At 58.8% G+C, this 19,885-nt stretch carries 16 protein-coding genes and 1 riboswitch; of the genes, 4 read left to right on the top strand and 12 right to left on the bottom strand.

Annotated features, from left to right (window positions below; translation table 11 throughout):
• Window positions 1-7 precede the first annotated feature (7 nt).
• From rplE to yqeB, 3 genes are all read right to left on the bottom strand, one after another.
• Window positions 8-565 carry a 50S ribosomal protein L5 gene (rplE, locus tag PMW67_RS04940; RefSeq protein ID WP_152073525.1) on the bottom strand — a complete coding sequence of 186 codons (558 nt, stop codon included), beginning with the start codon at window positions 563-565 and terminating at the stop codon, window positions 8-10.
• A 320-nt stretch (window positions 566-885) separates the two neighbouring features.
• Window positions 886-1,929 carry an XdhC family protein gene (locus tag PMW67_RS04935; protein ID WP_271738903.1) on the bottom strand — a complete coding sequence of 348 codons (1,044 nt, stop codon included), beginning with the start codon at window positions 1,927-1,929 and terminating at the stop codon, window positions 886-888.
• A 9-nt stretch (window positions 1,930-1,938) separates the two neighbouring features.
• Window positions 1,939-2,733 (bottom strand): selenium-dependent molybdenum cofactor biosynthesis protein YqeB, encoded by a 795-nt coding sequence (gene yqeB / locus PMW67_RS04930; protein WP_271738902.1) that lies wholly within the window; start codon window positions 2,731-2,733, stop codon window positions 1,939-1,941.
• A 102-nt stretch (window positions 2,734-2,835) separates the two neighbouring features.
• On the opposite strand from yqeB, the gene yqeC reads away from it, so the two are divergent.
• Window positions 2,836-3,570: a selenium cofactor biosynthesis protein YqeC gene (gene yqeC / locus PMW67_RS04925; protein ID WP_271738901.1), complete on the top strand. Its 735-nt coding sequence runs from the start codon at window positions 2,836-2,838 to the stop codon at window positions 3,568-3,570.
• Window positions 3,571-3,689: 119 nt separating this feature from the next.
• Here yqeC and hydA read toward each other — a convergent pair whose 3' ends face one another.
• From hydA to dpaL, 6 genes are all read right to left on the bottom strand, one after another.
• The gene (gene hydA / locus PMW67_RS04920; RefSeq protein WP_271738899.1) at window positions 3,690-5,057 is read right to left on the bottom strand and encodes a dihydropyrimidinase; all 1,368 of its coding nucleotides are present in this window, start codon (window positions 5,055-5,057) and stop codon (window positions 3,690-3,692) included.
• Between the two features lie 9 nt (window positions 5,058-5,066).
• Window positions 5,067-5,681, bottom strand: coding sequence for a nucleotidyltransferase family protein (locus PMW67_RS04915; RefSeq protein ID WP_271738897.1), 615 nt, complete (start codon window positions 5,679-5,681; stop codon window positions 5,067-5,069).
• A 178-nt stretch (window positions 5,682-5,859) separates the two neighbouring features.
• Complete coding sequence (arcC, locus tag PMW67_RS04910) at window positions 5,860-6,810, bottom strand: carbamate kinase (protein WP_156600467.1); 951 nt, start codon at window positions 6,808-6,810, stop codon at window positions 5,860-5,862.
• 14 nt (window positions 6,811-6,824) lie between these two features.
• Window positions 6,825-8,027, bottom strand: coding sequence for a knotted carbamoyltransferase YgeW (gene ygeW, locus PMW67_RS04905; protein ID WP_271738895.1), 1,203 nt, complete (start codon window positions 8,025-8,027; stop codon window positions 6,825-6,827).
• Between the two features lie 199 nt (window positions 8,028-8,226).
• Window positions 8,227-9,612, bottom strand: a complete 1,386-nt coding sequence (locus PMW67_RS04900; protein ID WP_099432046.1) for a YgeY family selenium metabolism-linked hydrolase — start codon at window positions 9,610-9,612, stop codon at window positions 8,227-8,229.
• Between the two features lie 237 nt (window positions 9,613-9,849).
• Complete coding sequence (gene dpaL, locus PMW67_RS04895; RefSeq protein WP_055252227.1) at window positions 9,850-11,064, bottom strand: diaminopropionate ammonia-lyase; 1,215 nt, start codon at window positions 11,062-11,064, stop codon at window positions 9,850-9,852.
• 277 nt (window positions 11,065-11,341) lie between these two features.
• On the opposite strand from dpaL, the gene PMW67_RS04890 reads away from it, so the two are divergent.
• Window positions 11,342-11,995 carry a helix-turn-helix transcriptional regulator gene (locus tag PMW67_RS04890; RefSeq protein WP_022094290.1) on the top strand — a complete coding sequence of 218 codons (654 nt, stop codon included), beginning with the start codon at window positions 11,342-11,344 and terminating at the stop codon, window positions 11,993-11,995.
• Window positions 11,996-12,118: 123 nt separating this feature from the next.
• The gene (locus PMW67_RS04885) at window positions 12,119-13,105 is read left to right on the top strand and encodes a hypothetical protein (RefSeq protein WP_271738894.1); all 987 of its coding nucleotides are present in this window, start codon (window positions 12,119-12,121) and stop codon (window positions 13,103-13,105) included.
• Window positions 13,106-13,142: 37 nt separating this feature from the next.
• Here the strand turns inward: PMW67_RS04885 and PMW67_RS04880 are convergent, their stop codons facing one another.
• Window positions 13,143-14,465, bottom strand: coding sequence for an ATP-binding protein (locus tag PMW67_RS04880; RefSeq protein ID WP_117843103.1), 1,323 nt, complete (start codon window positions 14,463-14,465; stop codon window positions 13,143-13,145).
• A 269-nt stretch (window positions 14,466-14,734) separates the two neighbouring features.
• A riboswitch (SAM riboswitch) is annotated at window positions 14,735-14,825 on the top strand.
• An 8-nt stretch (window positions 14,826-14,833) separates the two neighbouring features.
• On the opposite strand from PMW67_RS04880, the gene PMW67_RS04875 reads away from it, so the two are divergent.
• Window positions 14,834-15,256: a hypothetical protein gene (locus tag PMW67_RS04875; RefSeq protein WP_271738893.1), complete on the top strand. Its 423-nt coding sequence runs from the start codon at window positions 14,834-14,836 to the stop codon at window positions 15,254-15,256.
• 67 nt (window positions 15,257-15,323) lie between these two features.
• On the opposite strand, the gene PMW67_RS04870 is transcribed toward PMW67_RS04875, so the two are convergent.
• Window positions 15,324-17,447: a DUF262 and DUF1524 domain-containing protein gene (locus tag PMW67_RS04870; RefSeq protein WP_271738892.1), complete on the bottom strand. Its 2,124-nt coding sequence runs from the start codon at window positions 17,445-17,447 to the stop codon at window positions 15,324-15,326.
• A gap of 429 nt (window positions 17,448-17,876) precedes the next feature.
• Window positions 17,877-19,580, bottom strand: a complete 1,704-nt coding sequence (locus PMW67_RS04865; protein WP_271738890.1) for a hypothetical protein — start codon at window positions 19,578-19,580, stop codon at window positions 17,877-17,879.
• Window positions 19,581-19,885 lie beyond the last annotated feature (305 nt).

The following is a 19,885-nucleotide window of genomic DNA, read 5'->3' as shown; positions in this document are numbered from 1 at the left end:
GGTGAACCTATTTCTTGAACGGGAAACCGAAGGCGTCCAGAAGGGCCTTGGCCTCCTCATCGGTATTGGCGGTGGTCACGAAGGTGATGTCCATACCACGCTGGTGATCGACGGAGTCGAAGTCGATCTCGGGGAAGATGAGCTGCTCGGTGACGCCCATGGAGAAGTTACCACGGCCGTCGAAGCTCTTGGCGGAGATGCCGCGGAAGTCGCGGATACGGGGGATCGCGACGGAGGTCAGACGATCGAAGAACTCCCACATACGGTCGCCACGCAGGGTAACCTTGCAGCCGATCGGCATACCAGCGCGCAGGCGGAAGGTAGCGATGGACTTGCGGGCGCGGGTGATCATCGGCTGCTGGCCGGTGATGGCGCGCAGGTCGCGCACGGCACCGTCGATGGCCTTGGAATCGGTAGCGGCCTCGCCGACACCCATGTTCACGACGATCTTCTCAAACTTGGGGATCATCATGACGTTCTCGTACTGGAACTTTTCCTGAAGCTGCTGCTTGACCTCGTTGTTGTACTTGGTCTTCAGACGCGGCACATACTTCTCTTCTGCCATTGTTCACTCCTTCTTGGGGTTTTAAGCACGGGGCGTGGCCACGGTGGGTTGTCCTCGTGCCTCCTGGCTGCATCCGCCCCGCTCATGGCATTTCGCGGTTTGGACTCGACGCAGCAGGAGCCGACAAAACAATCGGTACTATACGCGCATTGGGCGCGTATTTCCAGAAAAACCTCGTCTGCCTGCACAACTCCACAACTCCCCCGCACATATTGAACCCTAGGGGATCAAAAGAGCAGTTGCGGTGAAATAGTTCCCGGCTGACCGCCCGTCGGGCCCATCTGGGAACTATTTCACCGCAACTCATATCGAGGATGCCATTAGCGCTTGCGGGGGACGAGCTTGGTGCGGCGCAGGTGGATCATCTCGGCAGCGATGGAGATGGCGATCTCCTCGGGGTCCTCGGCCTCGATGGCGACACCGATCGGCAGGTGCAGCTCGCCGATTTGCTCCTTCGTAAAGCCCTCTTGCTCCAGGCGGGCGTGCACAAAGGCCGTCTTACGGCGCGAGCCCAGGCAGCCCAGATAGGCGGGTTTGGCGCGCATGGCCTGAATCACCACGTCGATATCGGACTTGTGGCCCGCCGTGGCGACGACCACCAGGTCGCGCGGACCGATGGGGCACAGCTTGCTCAGGTTCTTGTAGTCGACCAGACGACGGTCGTAGACACCGGGCACCCATTCGGGGGTCAGCGTGCCGGGGCGGTCGTCGCACGCCACAACGGCAAAGCCCGCCGCCGTGAGTACGCGCGCCGTCGCGGCGCCCACGTGGCCGCAGCCAAAGATATAGGTCAGGCCCTCGGGGCAGAGCGTCTCGATGTGCGCCGCGGGAATCTCGGAGGCCGCGTTGGTGTAGGTGACCTTAGTCCCCTCCTCCACCAGCGATAGCCCGGGGCAGCCCGCAATGGTGCGGCGCGATTCCTCGCCATGGTACTCGGCCGCATCGCCCTCGAGCGCGCTCGCGATAAACGGCTCACAGTCGATGACGAAATCGCCGATGCGCCGATACGCCAGCACATCGGCAATTTCCTGAAACAACGGCACCTTGGTCGCATCCAGATGCAGGTAGCACAGGCAGATGGCTCCGCCGCAGATCATGCCGGTATCGGAGTTCTCACCGCCCATGGTGTAGCGGACCAGACGCGACTGTCCCGCGCTCAGGAGCTCGCGCGCCTCATCCAGCGCAAAGAGCTCAATCTTGCCGCCGCCGATAGTGCCCGCCTGGCTGCCATCGGCAAAGACAGTCATCCAAGCGCCCACACCGCGCGGTGACGACCCCGCCGTACCGGCCACGACCACGAGCTCGCACGTCTCGCCAGCACGCAGGGCGGCAAGCGCCGCATTCACCACATCGAGCTTTTCCATTGCCGCCTTCTATCCTCTAAAGACATCGGTGAGCATAGCGAGTGCCTCGAGCACGCCGCCGCCGACCGACGTCGCCTTGTCCGAAATGTAGTTGATATAGCTGGCATCGCCGCGCGGATCGACATCGGCGCATTTAAAGCCCTCAGTCACCTGCACGCCGCTCGCCAAAAGCCCGCGCAGACAGCCATCGATCTGCGTGCACATGGGCGTATCGCCCGCGTAGCCAATCACGTCTCCGGCGCTCACGATGTCGCCGATCGCGCGGTCGGACCGGAACACGCCGACGGCGGGGCTGTGGATAACGCGCTCCTTGCCATAGCCGGCGATCATGCCCGGCACGCCCGTGTTGGGCTGGGGTGAACCTTGGGTAATGACACGGCCGAGAAAATGCCCGCGCATGGTCTCGACCACGGCGTCGCAGTCTACCGGCGCGGTAAAGCCCGGCCCCACGGCGATGACGGCAGGCGCCATGTCGCGCGTGGTGCCCAAATTGCGCTTAGCCAAAATCGCGTCGACCACGGCCGCGGGTTTAAGCTCATCGAGCATCTTGGCCCGAGGGTCCACCACAACGGCGACGTCTCCGGCCTCGGTAATCGCAAGCGCCTCTACCGGCGTCTGCGCCAAGCGAGCGCGAATGCCCTCGACCTGGACCTCGCCCAGGCGAATGGCCTCGCAAAAACTGATTGTGCGACGGATACACGTGGGGGCCGCGATATCGGCCATGACAACCAACACGCCGGCGCGCACCAAACGGGCAGCGACACCCGTGGCGATATCGCCGGCGCCGCGAACATAAACGAGCATTCCCGGGGCACCTCCCTGTGCTACGGTTTGAGCAGAGCAAAAGCGGTTCGACCGCTACTCTGATGATTATTTATTATCACAGTATTATACGGCGGTGAACAGATGGAAACGACGGGCGGAAACCTTGCCTCCGCGCTCAAGATCGAGACGGGCATTACCGCGATTATCGGCAGCGGTGGCAAGTCGACCTTGCTCAAGACGCTCGGCCTTGAGCTCATGCGCGCTGGCGGCCGCGTGCTCCTCTGCACCACCACGCACATGTTTCCCGTTGCCGGCGTGCCATGGAACGGGTCGAGCCGTCGCCTGGACGCCGTGCCTTGGAAGCCGGGCGCCGCACATGTCCCTGGTTGCACCTGCGAGGCCTGCGCGGGCCTTGTCCGCGGAAGCATCTGCCAGGCGGGTGTTTTGGACCCGGAGACAGGCAAGCTCTCCGCCCCCGCCGAGCCGCTCAACGAGTTGGCGCAGCGCTTTGACTATGTGTTGGCCGAGGCAGATGGCAGCAAGCGACTCCCGCTCAAGGCGCATGCCGCCTGGGAGCCGGTAATTCCCGCCGCCACGGCAAACGTTGTCTGGGTCGTCGGCGCCTCGGGGCTCGGCAAGCCCGTCGCCAAGGTTGTCCACCGCCCCGAGCTCTTCTGCGAGCGTTGCGGCTGTGAGCCCACCGACACCGCCACCCCAGAGCGCGTCGCCATGGCGCTCAATGCCGAGCTGCAGATGCTGAACCTCAGCAATGCCCGTATCATGCTCAACCAAGTCGACGCGCTTGCCGACCCAACGATGGCAGATCGCTTCGAGGCAGCCCTCGGCCACCCCCTCATCGCCACCAGCCTCAAGTAGCTGGCGCTGCCCCAGCAGGCCTATAAGTTGCGGTGGAATAGTTCCTGAAACGGCCTATTTGGCGGCTAAACAGGAACTATTCCACCGCAACTGCGGAGGGAAATCCGGTGATCTTCCTGCTAGCGGGGGACGTAGCGGCCGGGCTGGGCTCCGGTGGGCTCGCCGTCGCGCGCCACCAGCACGCCGTTCACAAACACAGCCTTTGCGCGGCCATGCGCCTCAAAGCCCTCGAGCGGCGTGTAGTCCACGGCCTGATGCTGCGTCGCGGCACTGATCGTCCAGCGCGCCTGGGGATCCCACACGCACACGTCGGCATCGGAGCCCTCGGTAAGACAACCCTTGCGCGGGTACATGCCAAACACGCGCGCCGGGTTCTCGCTCATCAAGCGGCACAGATCCTCGGGGCCCAACTGCCCCTCAAAGCTCGTGGCAATCGCGACGGGACGATGCTCCACACCGGGCCCGCCATTGGGAATCGCGCGAAAGTCGTCGCGCCCGCGGTCCTTTTGCCCGTGTAGGTTAAAGCTGCAGTGGTCGGTCGCAATCGTATCGATCTCGCCGGCCACAAGCGCCTCGCGCAATGCCGCACGGTCACCCGCATGGCGCAGCGGCGGGCTCATCACATACTTGGCACCCGCAAAGCCGTCCTCGCCCTGCTCCAAGTAGCACGTATCGTCGAACATCAGATACTGAGGGCAGGTCTCGACATAAATATTCTTCTGCCCGCGCGCCTTGGCGGCACGGATGGCCTCGAGCCCCAGCTTGGTCGAAAGGTGCACCACGTTGACCGGTGCGTCGCCGGCCAGGTGCGCCAGATATAGCAGACGGCTCACTGCCTCGGCCTCGCACACATCCGGACGGCTGAGCGCATGGCCCTCGGGCCCGTGGATACCCTGCTCAAACACGCGCTTCTGCAGCTCGTCCACCAGCGTACCGTTCTCGCAATGCACGCACAGTATGCCGCCAATACGCTTGAGCTCCTCGAGCACCTCGAGCGTCTCGGCATCGTCCAGGCGCAGATGATCGTAGGCAAAGTAGGTCTTGAACGACGATACGCCCGCCTCGCGCATGGCCGAAAGGTCGGCGCGGTTGCGCTCGTTCCACTCGGCGAGTGCCATATGAAAGGCGTAGTTGGCCGTGCAGGTTCCGTCGGCGCGGCGATGCCACTCGGCCAAGGCATCGGGCATGGTCACGCCGCGATCGGCCGTCGCGTAGTCCACAATGGTCGTCGTGCCGCCGCAGGCAGCCGCGCGCGTGCCGGTCTCAAAGCTATCGGCCGTCCAATCCATGCCGGTCCAGCACTGCATGTGCGTGTGGCCGTCGATAAAGCCGGGAAACACCCAACAGCCCACGGCATCCTCGACGGTGTCGCCCTCGGCCGGCTCAATCGCCGCGGCGATCCGCACGATCTTATCGCCCTCCATGGCAAGATCGGCGCGGCGAAGCCCCTGGGGCGTCACGAGCGCGCCGTTTTTGATGATGATCATAATTGCTCCTTATTGATTGATGCAGTTGGCCACGCGATCAAAATACGAGCAGGCGGCGATATGCTCCGCTATGCGTCGCTGTCCCTTGGCGGTATCGACGTCCCACAGCTCGTAGGCGTGCGCTTCGACCAGCGCAACGTCGACGCGGCCTTTGAGAATCGAGCCCCCGCCGTCCTTGCCCTCAAGACACATAAGTGCATCGAACAGTTCCGCCGGAAAGAGCACCGGACTCGAAGGCTCACCGTTGCACGCAAGACGCACCGGATGCTTGCGGCCACGCTCGTCAAATGCACGAACCATAGCCTCAAAAGAATCCGAACTCACGAGCGGCTGGTCGCCCGGCAAAAAGAGGCAGCCTTTCCAGTTGCGTTCGACTCCCCACGAAAGGCCCGCACGGACGCTTTCGCTGCGCAGCTCGGCATCGTGCAGCACGCACGGGCAATGCTTGTCCTCGCAAATCTGGGCGACCTCGGGCCAACGCGTCGAAACCACGACGTCAAAGCCCCGGGGAACCGAATCGATGGTCCGGGCAATCAGCGGCTTGCCATAGATATCGGCGAGCATCTTGTTAGAGCCAAACCGCTTGCCCTCGCCCGAGGCCATAATCACGCAACCGAGTTTCATCTCCGCAAACCTCCCCTGGCTGCCTTGAACGCCATAGTTGCCATACCCACCATACCAATCTCGCACTCCGTCGGAACAGACACGCGCTCGTTTTTCCAGCGAGCGTCCCTCGGCTCTCTGTAGCACAAAGGAGGGCACCCTGCGACGCAGGACACCCTCCTCAATGGTGCAGATATGCCTACTCGGCGTTGCCGGTAAACGTGGTACCGGTCTTGCCGGCAAGGCCATCGCGCGCCTTCTCGAGCAGCGTGATGAGCGCCGCGCGACCCGGCTTGCTCTCGGCAAACGTCGAGGCGGCCTGGACCTTGGGCAGCATGGAGCCGCGACCGAACTCGTTGGCCTCGGACAGACGCTTAACATCGGCAGCGGTCAGCGTGTCGAGCCACTGCTCGTGATCGGTGCCAAAGCCAATGGCAACCTTCTCCACCGCCGTCAGGATAATCAGGGCGTCGGCATCGAGCTGCTCGGCGAGCTTCTCGGCCGCAAAGTCCTTATCGATGACGGCCGCAGCGCCCTTAAGGTGGTGGCCCTGGGACTTGGTGACGGGAATGCCGCCACCGCCGCAGGAAATCACCACATGGTTGGACTCAACGAGCGACTTAATGGTGTCGAGCTCGACGATGCTCACGGGCTTGGGCGAGGCAACCACGCGACGGAAGCCCTGCTTCTCATCGTGGATAAACTGGTAACCGCGGTCGGCCTCCAGCTCCTTGGCCTCGGCCTCGCTCATCCACGGACCGATCGGCTTGACCGGGTCGGCAAAGGCCGGGTCGTCTGCCGCAACCTCGACCTGGGTGAGCACGGTGGCGACACCCTTGTCGATGTTGCGGTCGAGCATTTCCTCGCGCAGGGCATTTTGCAGGTCATAGCCAATGTAGCCCTGGCTCATGGCACCGCAAACGGACAGCGGACAGGGAATGTACTTCTGAGGGTTAGAGCGCGTGAGCTCGGCCATCGCATTGGCGATCATGCCCACCTGGGGGCCGTTGCCATGCACGACGACGACCTCGTTGCCCTCCTCGATCAGGTCGACAATAGCCTTGGAAGTCGTCTTGACGGCCTCCATCTGCTCGGGAAGGTTGGCGCCGAGGGCGTTTCCGCCCAGGGCGACAACAATACGCTTAGCCATTTCTCAGCCCAGCTTTAGGCCTGGAACCAACGGGCGGCGTTGCGCTCGTCGAGGGCCTTGAGGGCGGCGGCGGGATCGGCAACCTTCTGCAGGAACATCATGGCTGCGATGGCGTACGGCTTGTAGCTGGCCTCCTTGTACATGCCCACGCGGTGCATGTCGAAGACGTCGGCGTTGACCTCGCCGTACTCGCAGGAGACACCGGAGATGTCGGCGGGCAGCGGGTGCATAAAGATGGTGTCCTGGCCGTTGGCGGTCTTCTCCATGAGCTCGGTCGTGGAGCACCAATCCTGATGCGTAGCGTTCTGGGCGAGCAGCTCCTTCTCGAGCGCAGCGATGCCGGCGTCGTCGCCCTCGGCGTACAGGTTGGTGCGCTTCTCCATGGCGGCAAACGGAGCCCAGCTCTTGGGGATCACGATGTCGGCGCCCTCGAAGGCCTCGGCCATGGTGTTGGCCTGCTTAAAGGTGGTGCCGGACTCGGCGGCATAGCCGCGGGCGCGCTCGACGACCTCGGGCATGAGGTCGTAGCCCTCGGGGTGAGCCAGGGTGACATCCATGCCAAAACGGGGCAGCAGGCTGATCAGCGACTGCGGGCAGGACAGCGGCTTGCCGTAAGAAGGCGAATAGGCCCAGGTGACGGCGACCTTCTTGCCCTTGAGGTTCTCAAGACCGCCAAACTCGTTGATGAGGTAGAGCATGTCGGCAGAGGACTGCGTGGGGTGGTCGGAATCGGACTGCAGGGAGATGAGCGTGGGACGGTGATCAAGAACGCCGTCCTCGTAGGCCTGCTGGACGGACTCGGAGACCTCGCCCATGTAGGCGTCGCCCTTGCCGATGTACATGTCATCGCGGATGCCGATGACGTCGGCCATAAAGGAGATCATGGTAGCGGTCTCGCGGACGGTCTCGCCGTGGGCGATCTGGGACTTCTTCTCGTCCAGGTCCTGCAGCTCAAGGCCGAGCAGGTTAGCGGCCTTAGAGAAGGAGAAGCGCGTACGGGTGGAGTTGTCGCGGAACAGCGAGACGGCCAGGCCCGAGTCGAAGATCTTGGGAGAGACGTTGTTCTCACGCAGCTCGCGCAGGGCGTCGGCGACGATGTAGAGAGCTTTGAGCTCATCGGTGGTCTTATCCCAGGTGTGCAGGAAGTCGCTGCCGTACATACCCTTAAAATCGAGGCCGTTCAGCTGCTCGACGAGCTCGGTAAACTTAGCGTCCATGGAAATGTCCTTTCTAAAGATGAAACAATCGCAATGAGTAGATGTGCTCCGGTATGCGTGTGGCTAGAACATGCAGAGCACCATGACGAGGACCCGCCACCGTTGAGGAAGCACGAGAGATAACGACCGCGGGCCCCAAGTCAGCAGGAGGCGCCGGGGACACGAGCGGCCCCCGGCTCAACAAGATCGAGGAATGGGACTAGTCGATCTTGTTGTTGGTCAGACCGGCGCGGAACACGGTGGCATCGCCATCGGCCTGGCTCGGATCGTAGAGGTTCAGGGCAGCCACATACATGGCAGCAGCGGTGACCAAGTCGTCCTTGTAGGTGACCTCGTTGGGAGCGTGAGCCTGAGACTCGGCACCCGGGCCAAAGCCCACGCAGGGGATGCCATAGCGGCCCTGGATGGAGACGCAGTTCGTGGAGAAGGTCCACTTGTCGCACAGCGGACGACCGGTGCGCTTGTCCATGCTGGGCTCGCAGCCGATGCGCTCGTCACCGAACATGGCCTTGTGGGCGTCGACGAGGGCCTTGACGTGCGGAGCGGTCTCCTTGTTGATCCACGTGGGGAAGTAAGCCTCGGTCTCGTAGACCTCGCCGGTCCAGGACGGACGGTCGTACATGTACATGGAGACCTTCACGTCGTCGCCGTACTTCTTGGCGGCCGGCAGGTTGCGGATCTCGTCCAGGCAGGACTCCCAGGTCTCGCCGGCGGTCATGCGACGGTCGATGGAGATGGCGCAGGAGTCAGCGACAGCGCAGCGGCTGGGGCTGGTGTAGAAGATCTGGCTGACGGTGCAGGTGCCGCGGCCCAGGAAGCGGGCGTCCTCGAAGTGCTCGGGGTTGTACTTGGGGTCGAGCATCTTGACGAGGCCCTTGATGTCGGTCGACTCGTCGCAGCCGTTGTTGTTGAGGGCGCGGACGTCGGCGATGATGTCGGCCATCTTGTAAATGGCGTTGTCGCCGCGGTCGGGAGCGGAGCCGTGGCAGGAGGTGCCGTGAACGTCGACGCGGATCTCCATGCGGCCGCGATGACCGCGATAGATGCCGCCGTCGGTGGGCTCGGTGGAAATGACGAACTCGGGCTTAATGCCGTCCTTGTTGTAGATGTACTGCCAGCACATGCCGTCGCAGTCCTCTTCCTGGACGGTGCCGACGACCATGATCTTGTAGCCCTCGGGGATGAGGCCCATGTCCTTCATCATCTTGGCAGCGTAGGTAGCAGAAGCCATGCCACCCTCCTGGTCAGAGCCGCCGCGGCCGTAGATGATCTCGTCGGTCTCGTAGCCCTCGTAGGGATCGGCATCCCAGTTCTCGATGTTGCCGATGCCGACGGTGTCGATATGGGAGTCGATGGCGATGATCTTGTCGCCCTCGCCCATAAAGCCCATAACGTTGCCCAGGCCGTCGACCTTGACCTCGTCATAGCCAAGGCTCTCCATCTCGGCCTTGATGCAGGCAACAACCTCACCCTCCTCGCAGGACTCAGAGGGGTGAGAGATCATAGCGCGCAGGAAGCGAGTCATATCAGCACGATGAGACTCAGCCGCAGCCTTAATGGCATCAAAATCGAGTTCTTTAGTCATAACAGTCAACCTTTCTACAAGGGTTTACCTACAGGTAGATATTTCAGATAGATCACTTGTGCCAAGCGGCGTGAGGTTGAGCACCCCACAAGCAAGTAACCATAGGAGGCGGACGGAGGACTTTGCTCCGTCGCGAGTTCCGCACGAGCCGGAGAGCACTTAATGTGCTCTCCGTGCGAGCAGGACTGTCCGAGCAGGGAGTAAAGTCCTCCGGCTGCCTCCGGACAGGTCAGTCTGCTAGCAGGTCGGATACTCGCCCTCCCAGACGATGCGACGGTACTGATCCGGATCGGTGTCGCCCTCGGTGGAGAAGCAGAGCACGGAGCTCGTCTTGTCCAGGCCGATGAGCTCCTTGAGCTCGGCGTACTCGGGATCGAGCATAAGGGTCTCGACCAGACCGGTGGTCACAGCGCCGGACTCGCCGGAGATGACGCGCGGGTCGCCCTTCTCGGGGGCGCCCAGGGTGCGCATGCCGCGAGCGGTGACCCAGTCGGGGCAGGACACGAAGGCGGTGGTGTGGTTGCGCAGAATATCCCAGCCCAGGATGTTGGGCTCGCCGCAGCACAGGCCGGCCATGATGGAGGGCATGTCGCCGTCCACGATGCGCGGATCGCCGTCGCCGGCGGCAGCGCCCTTGTACAGGCAGGCGGCAGGTGCGCACTCGACCACGACGAAGGTGGGCGGGTTATCGGGATACAGGTTGGTGAAGTAGCCCACCACGGCGCCGGCCAGCGAGCCCACGCCAGCCTGGACAAAGACGTGCGTCGGGCGGTTGATGGCCATCTCGCGCAGCTGCTCGGCAGCCTCGGAAGCCATGGTGCCGTAGCCCTCCATGATCCAAGACGGGATCTTCTCGTAGCCCTCCCAGGCGGTGTCCTGAACGATAACGCCGCGCTCGCAAGCGTCGGCCTCGGCGGCGGCCATGCGCACGCACTCGTCGTAGTTGACCTCTTCGATGGTCACCGTGGCGCCCTCGGCGGCGATGTTATCGAAGCGGGGCTTGGTGGAACCCTTGGGCATGTGCACGACGGCCTTCTGGCCCAGCTTGTTGGCAGCCCATGCCACGCCGCGGCCATGGTTGCCGTCGGTAGCGGTAAAGAAGGTGGCTTGGCCAAAGTCCTTGGCAAGCTGATCGGAGGTCAGGTAATCGAAGGTGCACTCGGCAACGTCCTTGCCGGTCTCGTCGGCAATGTAGTTGGCCATGGCAAACGAGCCGCCCAGAACCTTAAAGGCGTTGAGGCCAAAGCGATAGCTCTCGTCCTTAACGCACAGGTTGGACAGACCCAGGCGCGCAGCCTGACCGTCCAGGCGGGCAAGCGGGGTGACGGTATATTGAGGGAACGACTGGTGGAAGGCACGGGCCTTCTTCACGTGGTCGAGACTCATGATTCCCAAGTGCTTGTCATCGCTCTTGGGCATCGTGTTGCCCGCCCACTGGATCTTATCGGCCATACGGTGAACTCCTTAAGTCCTCTCTTGCCGGCCCCCGCATACGCGTTTCAGCCCGATCCCATTCACACGGCTGAACTTTTATGTGGATGCCAAACAAAAAGTTTGTTATCAATGTTCTATCACACTTTTTGATTGGATAACCTAACAAATTGTTTGTTGCCGCAATCGGTACCTTTTCGCCGCCGAACGGTCACATAACGCAGCAACGCTTTCGTTATTTGCGAACAAGTGTGGTTTATGGCAAAGTGTGCCCAAACTAATTTTTAGGAAGGCACCCATGACCCCCGCACAGATTGAGTTTTACAAGCGCCTTGCACACGGTCTGGCGCTCCAATTTGGCCCCAACTGCGAAGTCGTCGTCCACGATCTGGAGACCGAGGACGTGGACCACTCCATCGTAGTGATCGAAAATGGCCACGTCAGCGGGCGCAAACTGGGTGACGGCCCCAGCCATATCGTGTTTGAGTCCATGCACGAGGGCACCACCGACGTACACGACCGCGAGCCGTACCTCACTAAAACCACCGATGGCAAGCTGCTCAAGTCCTCGACCATCTTTATCCGCAACGACGAAGGCAAGCCCGTCGGCATTTTGGGCATCAACTTTGACATTACGCTTATGAAGGCTTTTGAGCGTTCGCTCGACGCCTTTACCGGCACCGGCGGCACGGGCTATACCGAGCCCGAGCCCATTACCAAGAACATCGGCGACCTGCTCGAGGACCTGCTGCACGAGTGCGAGCAGTTTGTGGGCAAGCCCGCGGCACTCATGACCAAAGACGAGCGTATTCGTGCCATTGGCTACCTCGACCGTCGCGGCGCCTTCCTCATTTCCAAGTCGAGCGAGCGCGCCTGCGAGTTCTTTGGCATCTCCAAATACAGCTTCTATAGCTACCTCAACGAGGCCAAGGCGGCGGCCGGCGACAAGTAGGTACTCGCCTGGATTGCCCCTCCCCTTTTGGGCGCGAGTTCTGGAAAGCACGAATCCAAGACCGAGTCGCTTGGGAAGTTCCATATAATCGATGTCATTGGTATTTCGAAAGGGTGGAACAGAATGGCGCTGAGCAAGGCATCATGCACCGGTCGCGGATTGATTCCGGCAATTGGTGGACATGTGCACCGCATGTTCGATGAGGGTGAAGACGACCTGTTTTCGCTGAGCCTTGACGACGTGATGGATGATCGCCCGTGGACCGCCGACGAACTCATGGGCGGTGGGGCTCGCCCGTCAAGCCCCAATCCCGCACTTGCGCCTAAGTCCGCATCTGCGCCGACTCCTGCGCAGCCGCCTGTTTCGACGCCCGCGTCTGCGCCCGCACCCATTTCGGCGCCCACGCCCACTCCCCGCCCCGCAAGCGACCCGTCCGAGACGGCGGCATTTCTCGCTGCGGCGACGCAGGGCAAATCGGCCGACAGCACCGTTATGTACAGCGCCCAGCAGTTGCCTGTTCCTGCGGCACGCAAGCCTCCGGTCACAAGGCTCGATGAGCCCGTTGCCCATCAGGTTGCCTACGATTTCTGGGCTGCAGCCGATCTGGATGAGACCTCTACCGGCATGCCGGCGCTCGACGTTCCAGTTAACCCGCTTTTTGCCGCCAACACGAGCGCCGCGGACTATGAGGGCGGTGCGGCATATTCCGATTATTCCGATGGCTATGCTGACGCCGGTCGCATCGAGACCGAGGATTATGGCACCGCATCGAGCGATTATCTCAACGATCCGTACGCTGCCACGCCTGCACCGGAATATGACCCGGAGGCCGCGTCCGCACCGGCGTATACCAAAAGCACGGGCGAAGAGCGCTTCGCCGATTATTACGCCAAGGAAAAGGCGCTGCGTTTCTCGGAATTTCCGCAGGCAGTCAAGGTTGCCTTTATCGCCATTGTCATTGCCCTGCTCGGCGTCATTGCGTTTGAGGGATTCCAGCTGTTCTCCGGCCCCACCCAAGCGGAGTCGGAGACCCAGCAAAAAGAGGACGACAACCAGTACCTGGACATCAACACCCTCAAGGGCGACCCCAACGACGGGGACGACGAGTAGCGAGGGTTAAGGGAGGGCCGGAAGAGCCGGCGGCATGTTATGGCTCCAAAAGCCCTGCCATAAAGATGGGCAGATACAGCACGTCACCATCGCGGTGAAGATTACATTCCGCAAGTACCAGGGCGCGATCGATTCCGTAGCCCTTCGTCGCGAGCGCGTTGTCGAGCGCCGCATGGGACTTAAAGCTCTTGCCCGACTTGACCTCGATGGCAAGGACCTCCCCATCGAGCGTCTCCTCCACAAAATCGAGCTCGCCGACTTTTTTAGACGTAAAGTAGCGCAATCTGAATCCGTGGGCTTTGAGCTCTTGGGCAACGAAGCCCTCAAACGCCGCCCCCATGTTCATGCCAAAGGCGTCTTCCGCCTCCCCATCAAAAACGCCTTGGGCGACCCTTTTGGAATACGACGACATGAGCATTCCGGTGTCCAAGTAAAACAGCTTGAACAGATTTCGTTGCTCCCCCAATAAAAGGGGTGCCACGGGCGCCGTTACGTTATACACGGGAAGCGCGACACCCGCCTCCGATAGCCAGAGAAAATGATCTGTCACCTGCGAAAAACGTTTGACACCGTTAATCGATGACAGTTTGAATCGCTTGTTTTTGGAGCCGGCCTCGCTGGGAATCAGATCATAGATATCGCGAATAACCAAGCGTAGCTCAGGCGGAGCGTACTTTGCGATGTCATCGCGATACAGGGCGTGAAGATCGCGATGGATGTTTCGAACCTCGTCGACATTGCGCGTCGCCAAGAAGGAATTGACCGCGTCGGGCATGCCCCCCACCACCACATACTGATGGAACAGATTGAGCAAGCGGTCATACAGATAGCCGGGGAGCTCCTTTTCGTCCTTTAGACAACCCCTGAGCATGTCAAACGCTCCGGCAGCAACGCCGCTTGCCCAGCAGAACTCCTCAAAGTCGAGCGGGTACATCTGGACCTGCTCGACATACCCCACCGGCAGGGAATCGATGCCCTCGAGCTCAACGCCAAGGAGCGATCCGGTAAGGATGTATCGAAAGTCGCCGCGCTGGACCAGGTATTTGATAAACGTCACTACGTTGGGGCATCGCTGCACCTCGTCGATAACCACAACGGTCTTGTTCGCAACCATCGGCTGCGTTGCAGCAATAGACATGCGCATAAGCAGGTCATCCGCGCTTTTTGCCGCCAAAAACGAATCGCGCACGGACGCGTCGGCGATAAGGTCGAACGTCACGACATTTTCGAACGACTCGCTTGCAAAGACGTTGACCAAATATGACTTTCCTACCTGTCGGGCGCCCTTGACCAAAAGAGCCTTGTTAGGCGACGAGGCAAGCCAAGATTCAAACTGTGCTTTCGCTTTTCTCTGTAGCATAAGCGTACCCCTTATTACGTGCTGTTTTAGCACTATGATACACTTTTCCGTGGTTGCTAGATGCTCATTTCGACACTTTTTCGAGTTTTTGAAGTGTGTATTACGACACTTTTCCGTACTTTTACACGGCTGATTTCGACACTTTTCCGGATGAAAGCCGAATAATCACTTGGGAAATCAAGCGCCATCCGCGCGTCATTTCGCGGATGGCGCTTGATTTCTGTCCGTACACGTTGATAGACTCCATCGTGTCTGCAAGGAGCGGGCACGTTTTATCCAGAGTCGGGGTAGAGAGTTGGCTCCACGATCCCGACGCCAACCGGCCAAGAGGCACGGTGGCCCTGCCAACATCGATGAAAGGAGTCCGTATGGACAATTTCTCCGTGCGCAGCGAGCGCAACTTCCACAACCTGGTCGTCAAACCGAATCACATGCATCTTCTGGAGAAGCCAAATGGCTACGCCTCGGCCATGGTCAAGAGCAGTCTCTCCTATCAGATGCGCTTTACCGTGCAGGTGCTTGAGAAAGAGCCCTGCGTCGCCGGTGACCCGCACGTACTGCAGACCAAGCTGCTTGGAGACGACTCGCGCGAGCCGTCCAGCTGGAAGCTGTTTGCCGACGGCAAGTGCGTTGCGGACGGATCTGGCGCCTTTGCACGCGAGTGCTTCTGCGAGGGCGCCGAGGTGTTCCTGGACTTGTGCCGAGATGCCGTCGAGACTGCCGAGCTGCGCCAATGGAGCCAGAGGGAGTACGAGCTGTTGAGTGCCGCGCGCGGGATCGTGGAGGTGTAGGCGAGCGGATGAGCCATCGGCAATTCCGAGCTGGCAAGGGCCGGGAATTAGATTCCCGGCCCTTAACCTAGCACTGCTTTATGAGATCGAGCACCGCGGGGATATCGTCAGCGCTACGGAGTGCAACATAGGTCGGCATACCCGGCCCAAATCCGCCCTGTGTGCGCTTGTCCTGGCACATGGCCTCCGGGTCAATCAGCTCGTCCACACTCTTTGCCAGGCCGACGGCAATCCAACCACCGTTGCTGGTCCTGCCATCTAGAACGGCATGCAGTTTTCGCTTGCCCGACCTGAAGCCTACATAGTACTTGGCTATATAGGACTCCCACGAAGGGTCACCACTCAGAACAGACTCGCGCACCTCATCGAAAAGCTTCTGGTTGAGTCCGCCTTCAGCAAAAGTGGGGTGATTCTCCTGCAGAGTCCAGACAGGAGCCTCGTCAGACTCCCCGCGAGAGGGGCGATACTTGTCGACGACATCTGCCGGAAGATCGGGGTACTTCCATATCTCGCACGCCTCTTTCGCCAGCTCGTCCGCACGCTGCCTAATCTCCTCCTCGCCCCATTTATCATGCGAGGCGATCGACTTGTTTAGGTAGAGTGGGCTGCACATAAGTCCCACGTTCGGAAGATTGAGCTTGTCCGAGAACGACCGGTTTGAGTACTCCTGGTTGTAGCCCGTCAGCGTTAGATTTCCCAAGTTGTTGCACAGCCTGTCGTGGATGTCTTCCCAGTTCTCGCCAAGCGATTCCTTCCAACCGTGCTCATCATCAATCGTCTGGGGCATGACGTGCTCGATCTGGTAATCGTCAGCCGAGATGGACTCCTTCGGATGGTGCCAGTTCTCCATGCGTTCCAGGTAATAGCGCTTTTTAGAGAAGCGGTTGTAGCAGTCACGCGTCTTAAACTCCTCGACAAAATGTTCGTCCGTCGGGAAGTACGCGGTCATACCACCGCTATGGATAAGGAGCATCGCCGTAACGTACTCCTCTATATCGTCCTGCTGCTCGAGATTGCGATACATGCCGGCAAAGAAATTATTTAGGCCCGTGGTAAGCCTGCCGCAAACCGCCCGCCTGAACAGAAACGACTCGATAGTCTCGCAGATACGAAGAAACGCATTGCGGTCAATCCTGCCTCCTTCATAAACCGAGTAAAGCAGCATCAGCAAAGGTCTGACCGGTTTCACATAAAGACAAGTAATCCTGCCGAACACTCGGCGCAGCCCCTCGTCTTTTTCCTCGCCAAGGAACAGCCTGGCATATCTCTGCGCATATTCGCGGAGCTCCTTCAGCAGGCCCTCGGTATCTCCATCGTAGTCATCAGCGAAATAGCGTTTGAACTCGTGGTAGGCCTCGTTTTCCTTCGGCATCCTATTGGGAACCTTGAGCCACAGCCAGTACCAGATAAATGCATTGAACTCTTCCTCGCCGCCTTTTCCGAACAAGCGCTCGAGCGGATGCCAGTAACCCTCGTAGAGCTTGGTCTGCTCGTCGTTGGGAAGCGACATAAGAACGTAGTTACGAATGAGGTCAATAGGCGTGAGCGGCTTACCCTTGGAGTTCATGGACTCAAATATGAGCTGGGCATTATCAACGCCAGCGGTGAGCTTAGTGTCGATGACCTGCACGCGGTTTAGCCCCGCCCAAAGCCTTGCAGGGTCGAATGATTTCCCGTGCATCTTCTCGCGGAAGAACGCATGGTTCTCGACAATCCGATCCGATTTTTCATCTGGCACGGGAGACCCAGACACGATGGAGAACAGCGTCTCTTTATCGTCCTGCGAGAGCACCAGCTTGTAGCGCGCCAGACCGTTGTAGTCATCATCGTTAAAGAGGTAGTTCTTCCGCAGTGCTGAAATCTTGAGATCGCCAAGGAAGCCGGCCTTGTCGGGGTTGCTCTCCAAATAGTCAGCCAAAGCTGCAATCATCAACGAAAACGTCGTCATGCGCTGCTGCCCGTCAATCAGAAGCACGCGCGAAATACTCGTGGCAGAGCTCTCGGACTCGGGGATATAGAGCATCGACCCCACGAAGTGCGATACGTCATCACGACCCGCTCGCATAACGTCATCCCAAAGCACCTCACACTCTTTTACGCTCCACGAGTAAACTCGCTGGTACACGGGAATGACAAACTGCATCTTCGCCACACCCATAAGGTCGAGTAGATTTGCCTCGGTTGCTTTCATTTACGGTTGTCCCCTCTTATTTACATCGCCTGCAATTGCCCCGTCAATCAAAACACTGGAGATGAGATTGTGGGCAAGCCGCGTGGTCAGTATCCGCAAAGAGCTAAAAGGCAAATAGTCTTTTAGCGTCCTTATCACAAATAATACGTGCACCTTCACTATTTGGCGGTATTAGACAATAGCTAAATGAGTATCGGTTATCATAGCGTTAGCGCTTACGACCTCCTTTTTGCTGGCATACGTCAGCTTAGAATCCCGACAAAGGAGGAAAAGATGAAGTACACGCCTAACGATGAGGTCGTTCTCGCCGTTATAGATGCTATTGTGGCTATCGCAACCGCATACTTTAAGTATCGCGGCAACGAGACGCCCAGCAGCTAAACGACGGAAGCGCGTCGGCACGCGGACTCTCGTTCGCGTGCCGTTTTCTTACCAAAACCGCACCCGTTCGCCGTTACGTTTTACAAAGAACAGCTTAGACGGCATATTATCGCGACCAACTACGATGAGGTCATCCTTGCTGGCAGCCTCAGTCAATTCCCGTTCACGGGCGCCACGATAGCTGTCAACTCTAACAAATAGCACCTTCGAAGAGACTAGGCCGTAACCGTCATACTCTATGGCAGGTTGCTCGAAGGGCCTAACTGCTTTCACAGGATTTCGCCCCTCAAACTCCAAAACAAAGTCAGTCAAAGGTATCTCGGCTAGCTTCATATACATTTCGCTATAGGAAACGTGCTTCAATCCAAGCGTTTCAAGCGCCTTTTCCTTGCTTCCTGGGATAACATAACCGCCCAATAGGTAATACAGAAGCGCAATTGCATCTTGCCTAATCCTATTAACTTCATCCAAATCCGTAAAGTTATCCTTGTGGAAATAGCCATTCCTATCTTTACCTGCAAAATCCCTTATCTTGAGAAGCACGAAATGTCTTCCCTCGTCGCTAATCCTCCAAGCCTCTTTATTGTCATGGAGAAGATTCGCAAGAGCGACCAGGGTTGTCGAAAACCACCGCTTATTTGATTCGACGAACTGGATGTGTTTAGCCTCTCGAGACCAATCGAATGGTCTCTTGTATACGACTGCCCTATTTCCTTTCTTAGCTGTGGCAATGAAGAGTTTTTCTGATCCCGGCTCGCCTAGCGTAGCAAGCATAAGCTCATATGCGAGCTGCTCAACCGCCTTTATATAGCCACAAACAATTGAAGTGTAATCGAACTCTCCGCCCCGCAAAAAAGACCTGCGCAGGTACTCCGATGTAGTAAGACATCTTGCAAAGCCCTTTGTTCCAGCAAGGCAGTGTCCGAGTCCATCATCGAAGAAAGCTGTATTGAGCACTTTTCGATCTTCGTCGACAAGCCTGAACGTGGTGTGATTTGATTGAACCGTGTAATTCGACTCAGAAAAGCCGTCAACAGTACGACGAACTTCATCTACCAACGAAGCCCTGAATGGCGCCAAACGAGGCATGGAGAGGCTAGAAATGGCCTGTAGACCGATGATATCCTCTACCCTGGCAACTGCATCTCGAACGCGATAAACAAACTCATCGTAGAGATCCTCTGGGAAGAACTTTTTGAAAAAGCCGCTCGATGGTATTTGGAATACGCTATCGAATCCTTCGACACGCAACTCGTTGGGACATCGTTTTAGCCCCTCAATCTCTGCTGCAGACCAGTCGATAACGACAATCCTGCTGATTCCCCATGCATCTAGGATTTTATCAACTTTCATAGCGGTAAATGAGTCCGGAAGGGTGTATCGATACCCTACGGTTTCGCAATTTGTTGAAATTAGAAACTCAATAGGGTTCGTACTTTCGTGCCTCTCATTATTCGACCCAACAACAGCCGAGCCCTTCGGCCAGGCAGCGTCAATACCATAGAGAGCGAACAAGGATCCGAGTATTGGATTGACTATGTTATTTCTAACGGAAAACTCGAGAGATGCCTTAAAGAAATCGTATTCAACCTGCTCTTGCGATGGCTGAATCAGCGTCGCAAAACCGCCGATTCGTCTCCGGAGCTTTTCGCCATTCCAGTGCTCCCTAAATATGTAAGTCGTTCGCAATGCAGAGGCAATCTGTTCGTCAATCAACGCAACTGCCTTTTCTAGTTGGGCGTCGGCATTCATCGTTCGCCTTTCGTCAAAAGCCACCGTATCGTTATTATGTCAGCGAATTCTGATGGCTGGTACATTGCTTTCAGCAAAGTCTCTTGCGGAATTGGATACCGATTTACATTTAGATGCCCCCGTTAAGAAAACGCACTTGAACATCTTGCTCTGCAGGCAAAGCCGCACCGGAGTGATGCGGAGGTCTGCGCGGGGTTTCACGGGTTCCCTTGACGCGGCCCAGCGGAAGTGCCACCCGGCATCCCTTCCATAACGCACGGGTAAACAAAGGGAAATAGCGCCACCCACCGTGCAAGGAAGGACGC

It is taken from the genome of Collinsella aerofaciens (genome assembly GCF_028209395.1).
Lineage (GTDB): Bacteria > Actinomycetota > Coriobacteriia > Coriobacteriales > Coriobacteriaceae > Collinsella > Collinsella aerofaciens_AZ.
Note: the sequence above shows the minus strand (reverse complement) of the source record. Positions and strands in the feature narration are given on the sequence as shown.

Excerpts from the sequence above, each read along its gene's own strand:
- rplE (WP_152073525.1), bottom strand. The coding sequence starts at position 565 with ATGGCAGAAGAGAAGTATGTGCCGCGTCTGAAGACCAAGTACAACAAC.
- PMW67_RS04935 (WP_271738903.1), bottom strand. The coding sequence starts at position 1,929 with ATGGAAAAGCTCGATGTGGTGAATGCGGCGCTTGCCGCCCTGCGTGCT.
- yqeB (WP_271738902.1), bottom strand. The coding sequence starts at position 2,733 with ATGCTCGTTTATGTTCGCGGCGCCGGCGATATCGCCACGGGTGTCGCT.
- yqeC (WP_271738901.1), top strand. The coding sequence starts at position 2,836 with ATGGAAACGACGGGCGGAAACCTTGCCTCCGCGCTCAAGATCGAGACG.
- hydA (WP_271738899.1), bottom strand. The coding sequence starts at position 5,057 with ATGATCATCATCAAAAACGGCGCGCTCGTGACGCCCCAGGGGCTTCGC.
- PMW67_RS04915 (WP_271738897.1), bottom strand. The coding sequence starts at position 5,681 with ATGAAACTCGGTTGCGTGATTATGGCCTCGGGCGAGGGCAAGCGGTTT.
- arcC (WP_156600467.1), bottom strand. The coding sequence starts at position 6,810 with ATGGCTAAGCGTATTGTTGTCGCCCTGGGCGGAAACGCCCTCGGCGCC.
- ygeW (WP_271738895.1), bottom strand. The coding sequence starts at position 8,027 with ATGGACGCTAAGTTTACCGAGCTCGTCGAGCAGCTGAACGGCCTCGAT.
- PMW67_RS04900 (WP_099432046.1), bottom strand. The coding sequence starts at position 9,612 with ATGACTAAAGAACTCGATTTTGATGCCATTAAGGCTGCGGCTGAGTCT.
- dpaL (WP_055252227.1), bottom strand. The coding sequence starts at position 11,064 with ATGGCCGATAAGATCCAGTGGGCGGGCAACACGATGCCCAAGAGCGAT.
- PMW67_RS04890 (WP_022094290.1), top strand. The coding sequence starts at position 11,342 with ATGACCCCCGCACAGATTGAGTTTTACAAGCGCCTTGCACACGGTCTG.
- PMW67_RS04885 (WP_271738894.1), top strand. The coding sequence starts at position 12,119 with ATGGCGCTGAGCAAGGCATCATGCACCGGTCGCGGATTGATTCCGGCA.
- PMW67_RS04880 (WP_117843103.1), bottom strand. The coding sequence starts at position 14,465 with ATGCTACAGAGAAAAGCGAAAGCACAGTTTGAATCTTGGCTTGCCTCG.
- PMW67_RS04875 (WP_271738893.1), top strand. The coding sequence starts at position 14,834 with ATGGACAATTTCTCCGTGCGCAGCGAGCGCAACTTCCACAACCTGGTC.
- PMW67_RS04870 (WP_271738892.1), bottom strand. The coding sequence starts at position 17,447 with ATGAAAGCAACCGAGGCAAATCTACTCGACCTTATGGGTGTGGCGAAG.
- PMW67_RS04865 (WP_271738890.1), bottom strand. The coding sequence starts at position 19,580 with ATGAATGCCGACGCCCAACTAGAAAAGGCAGTTGCGTTGATTGACGAA.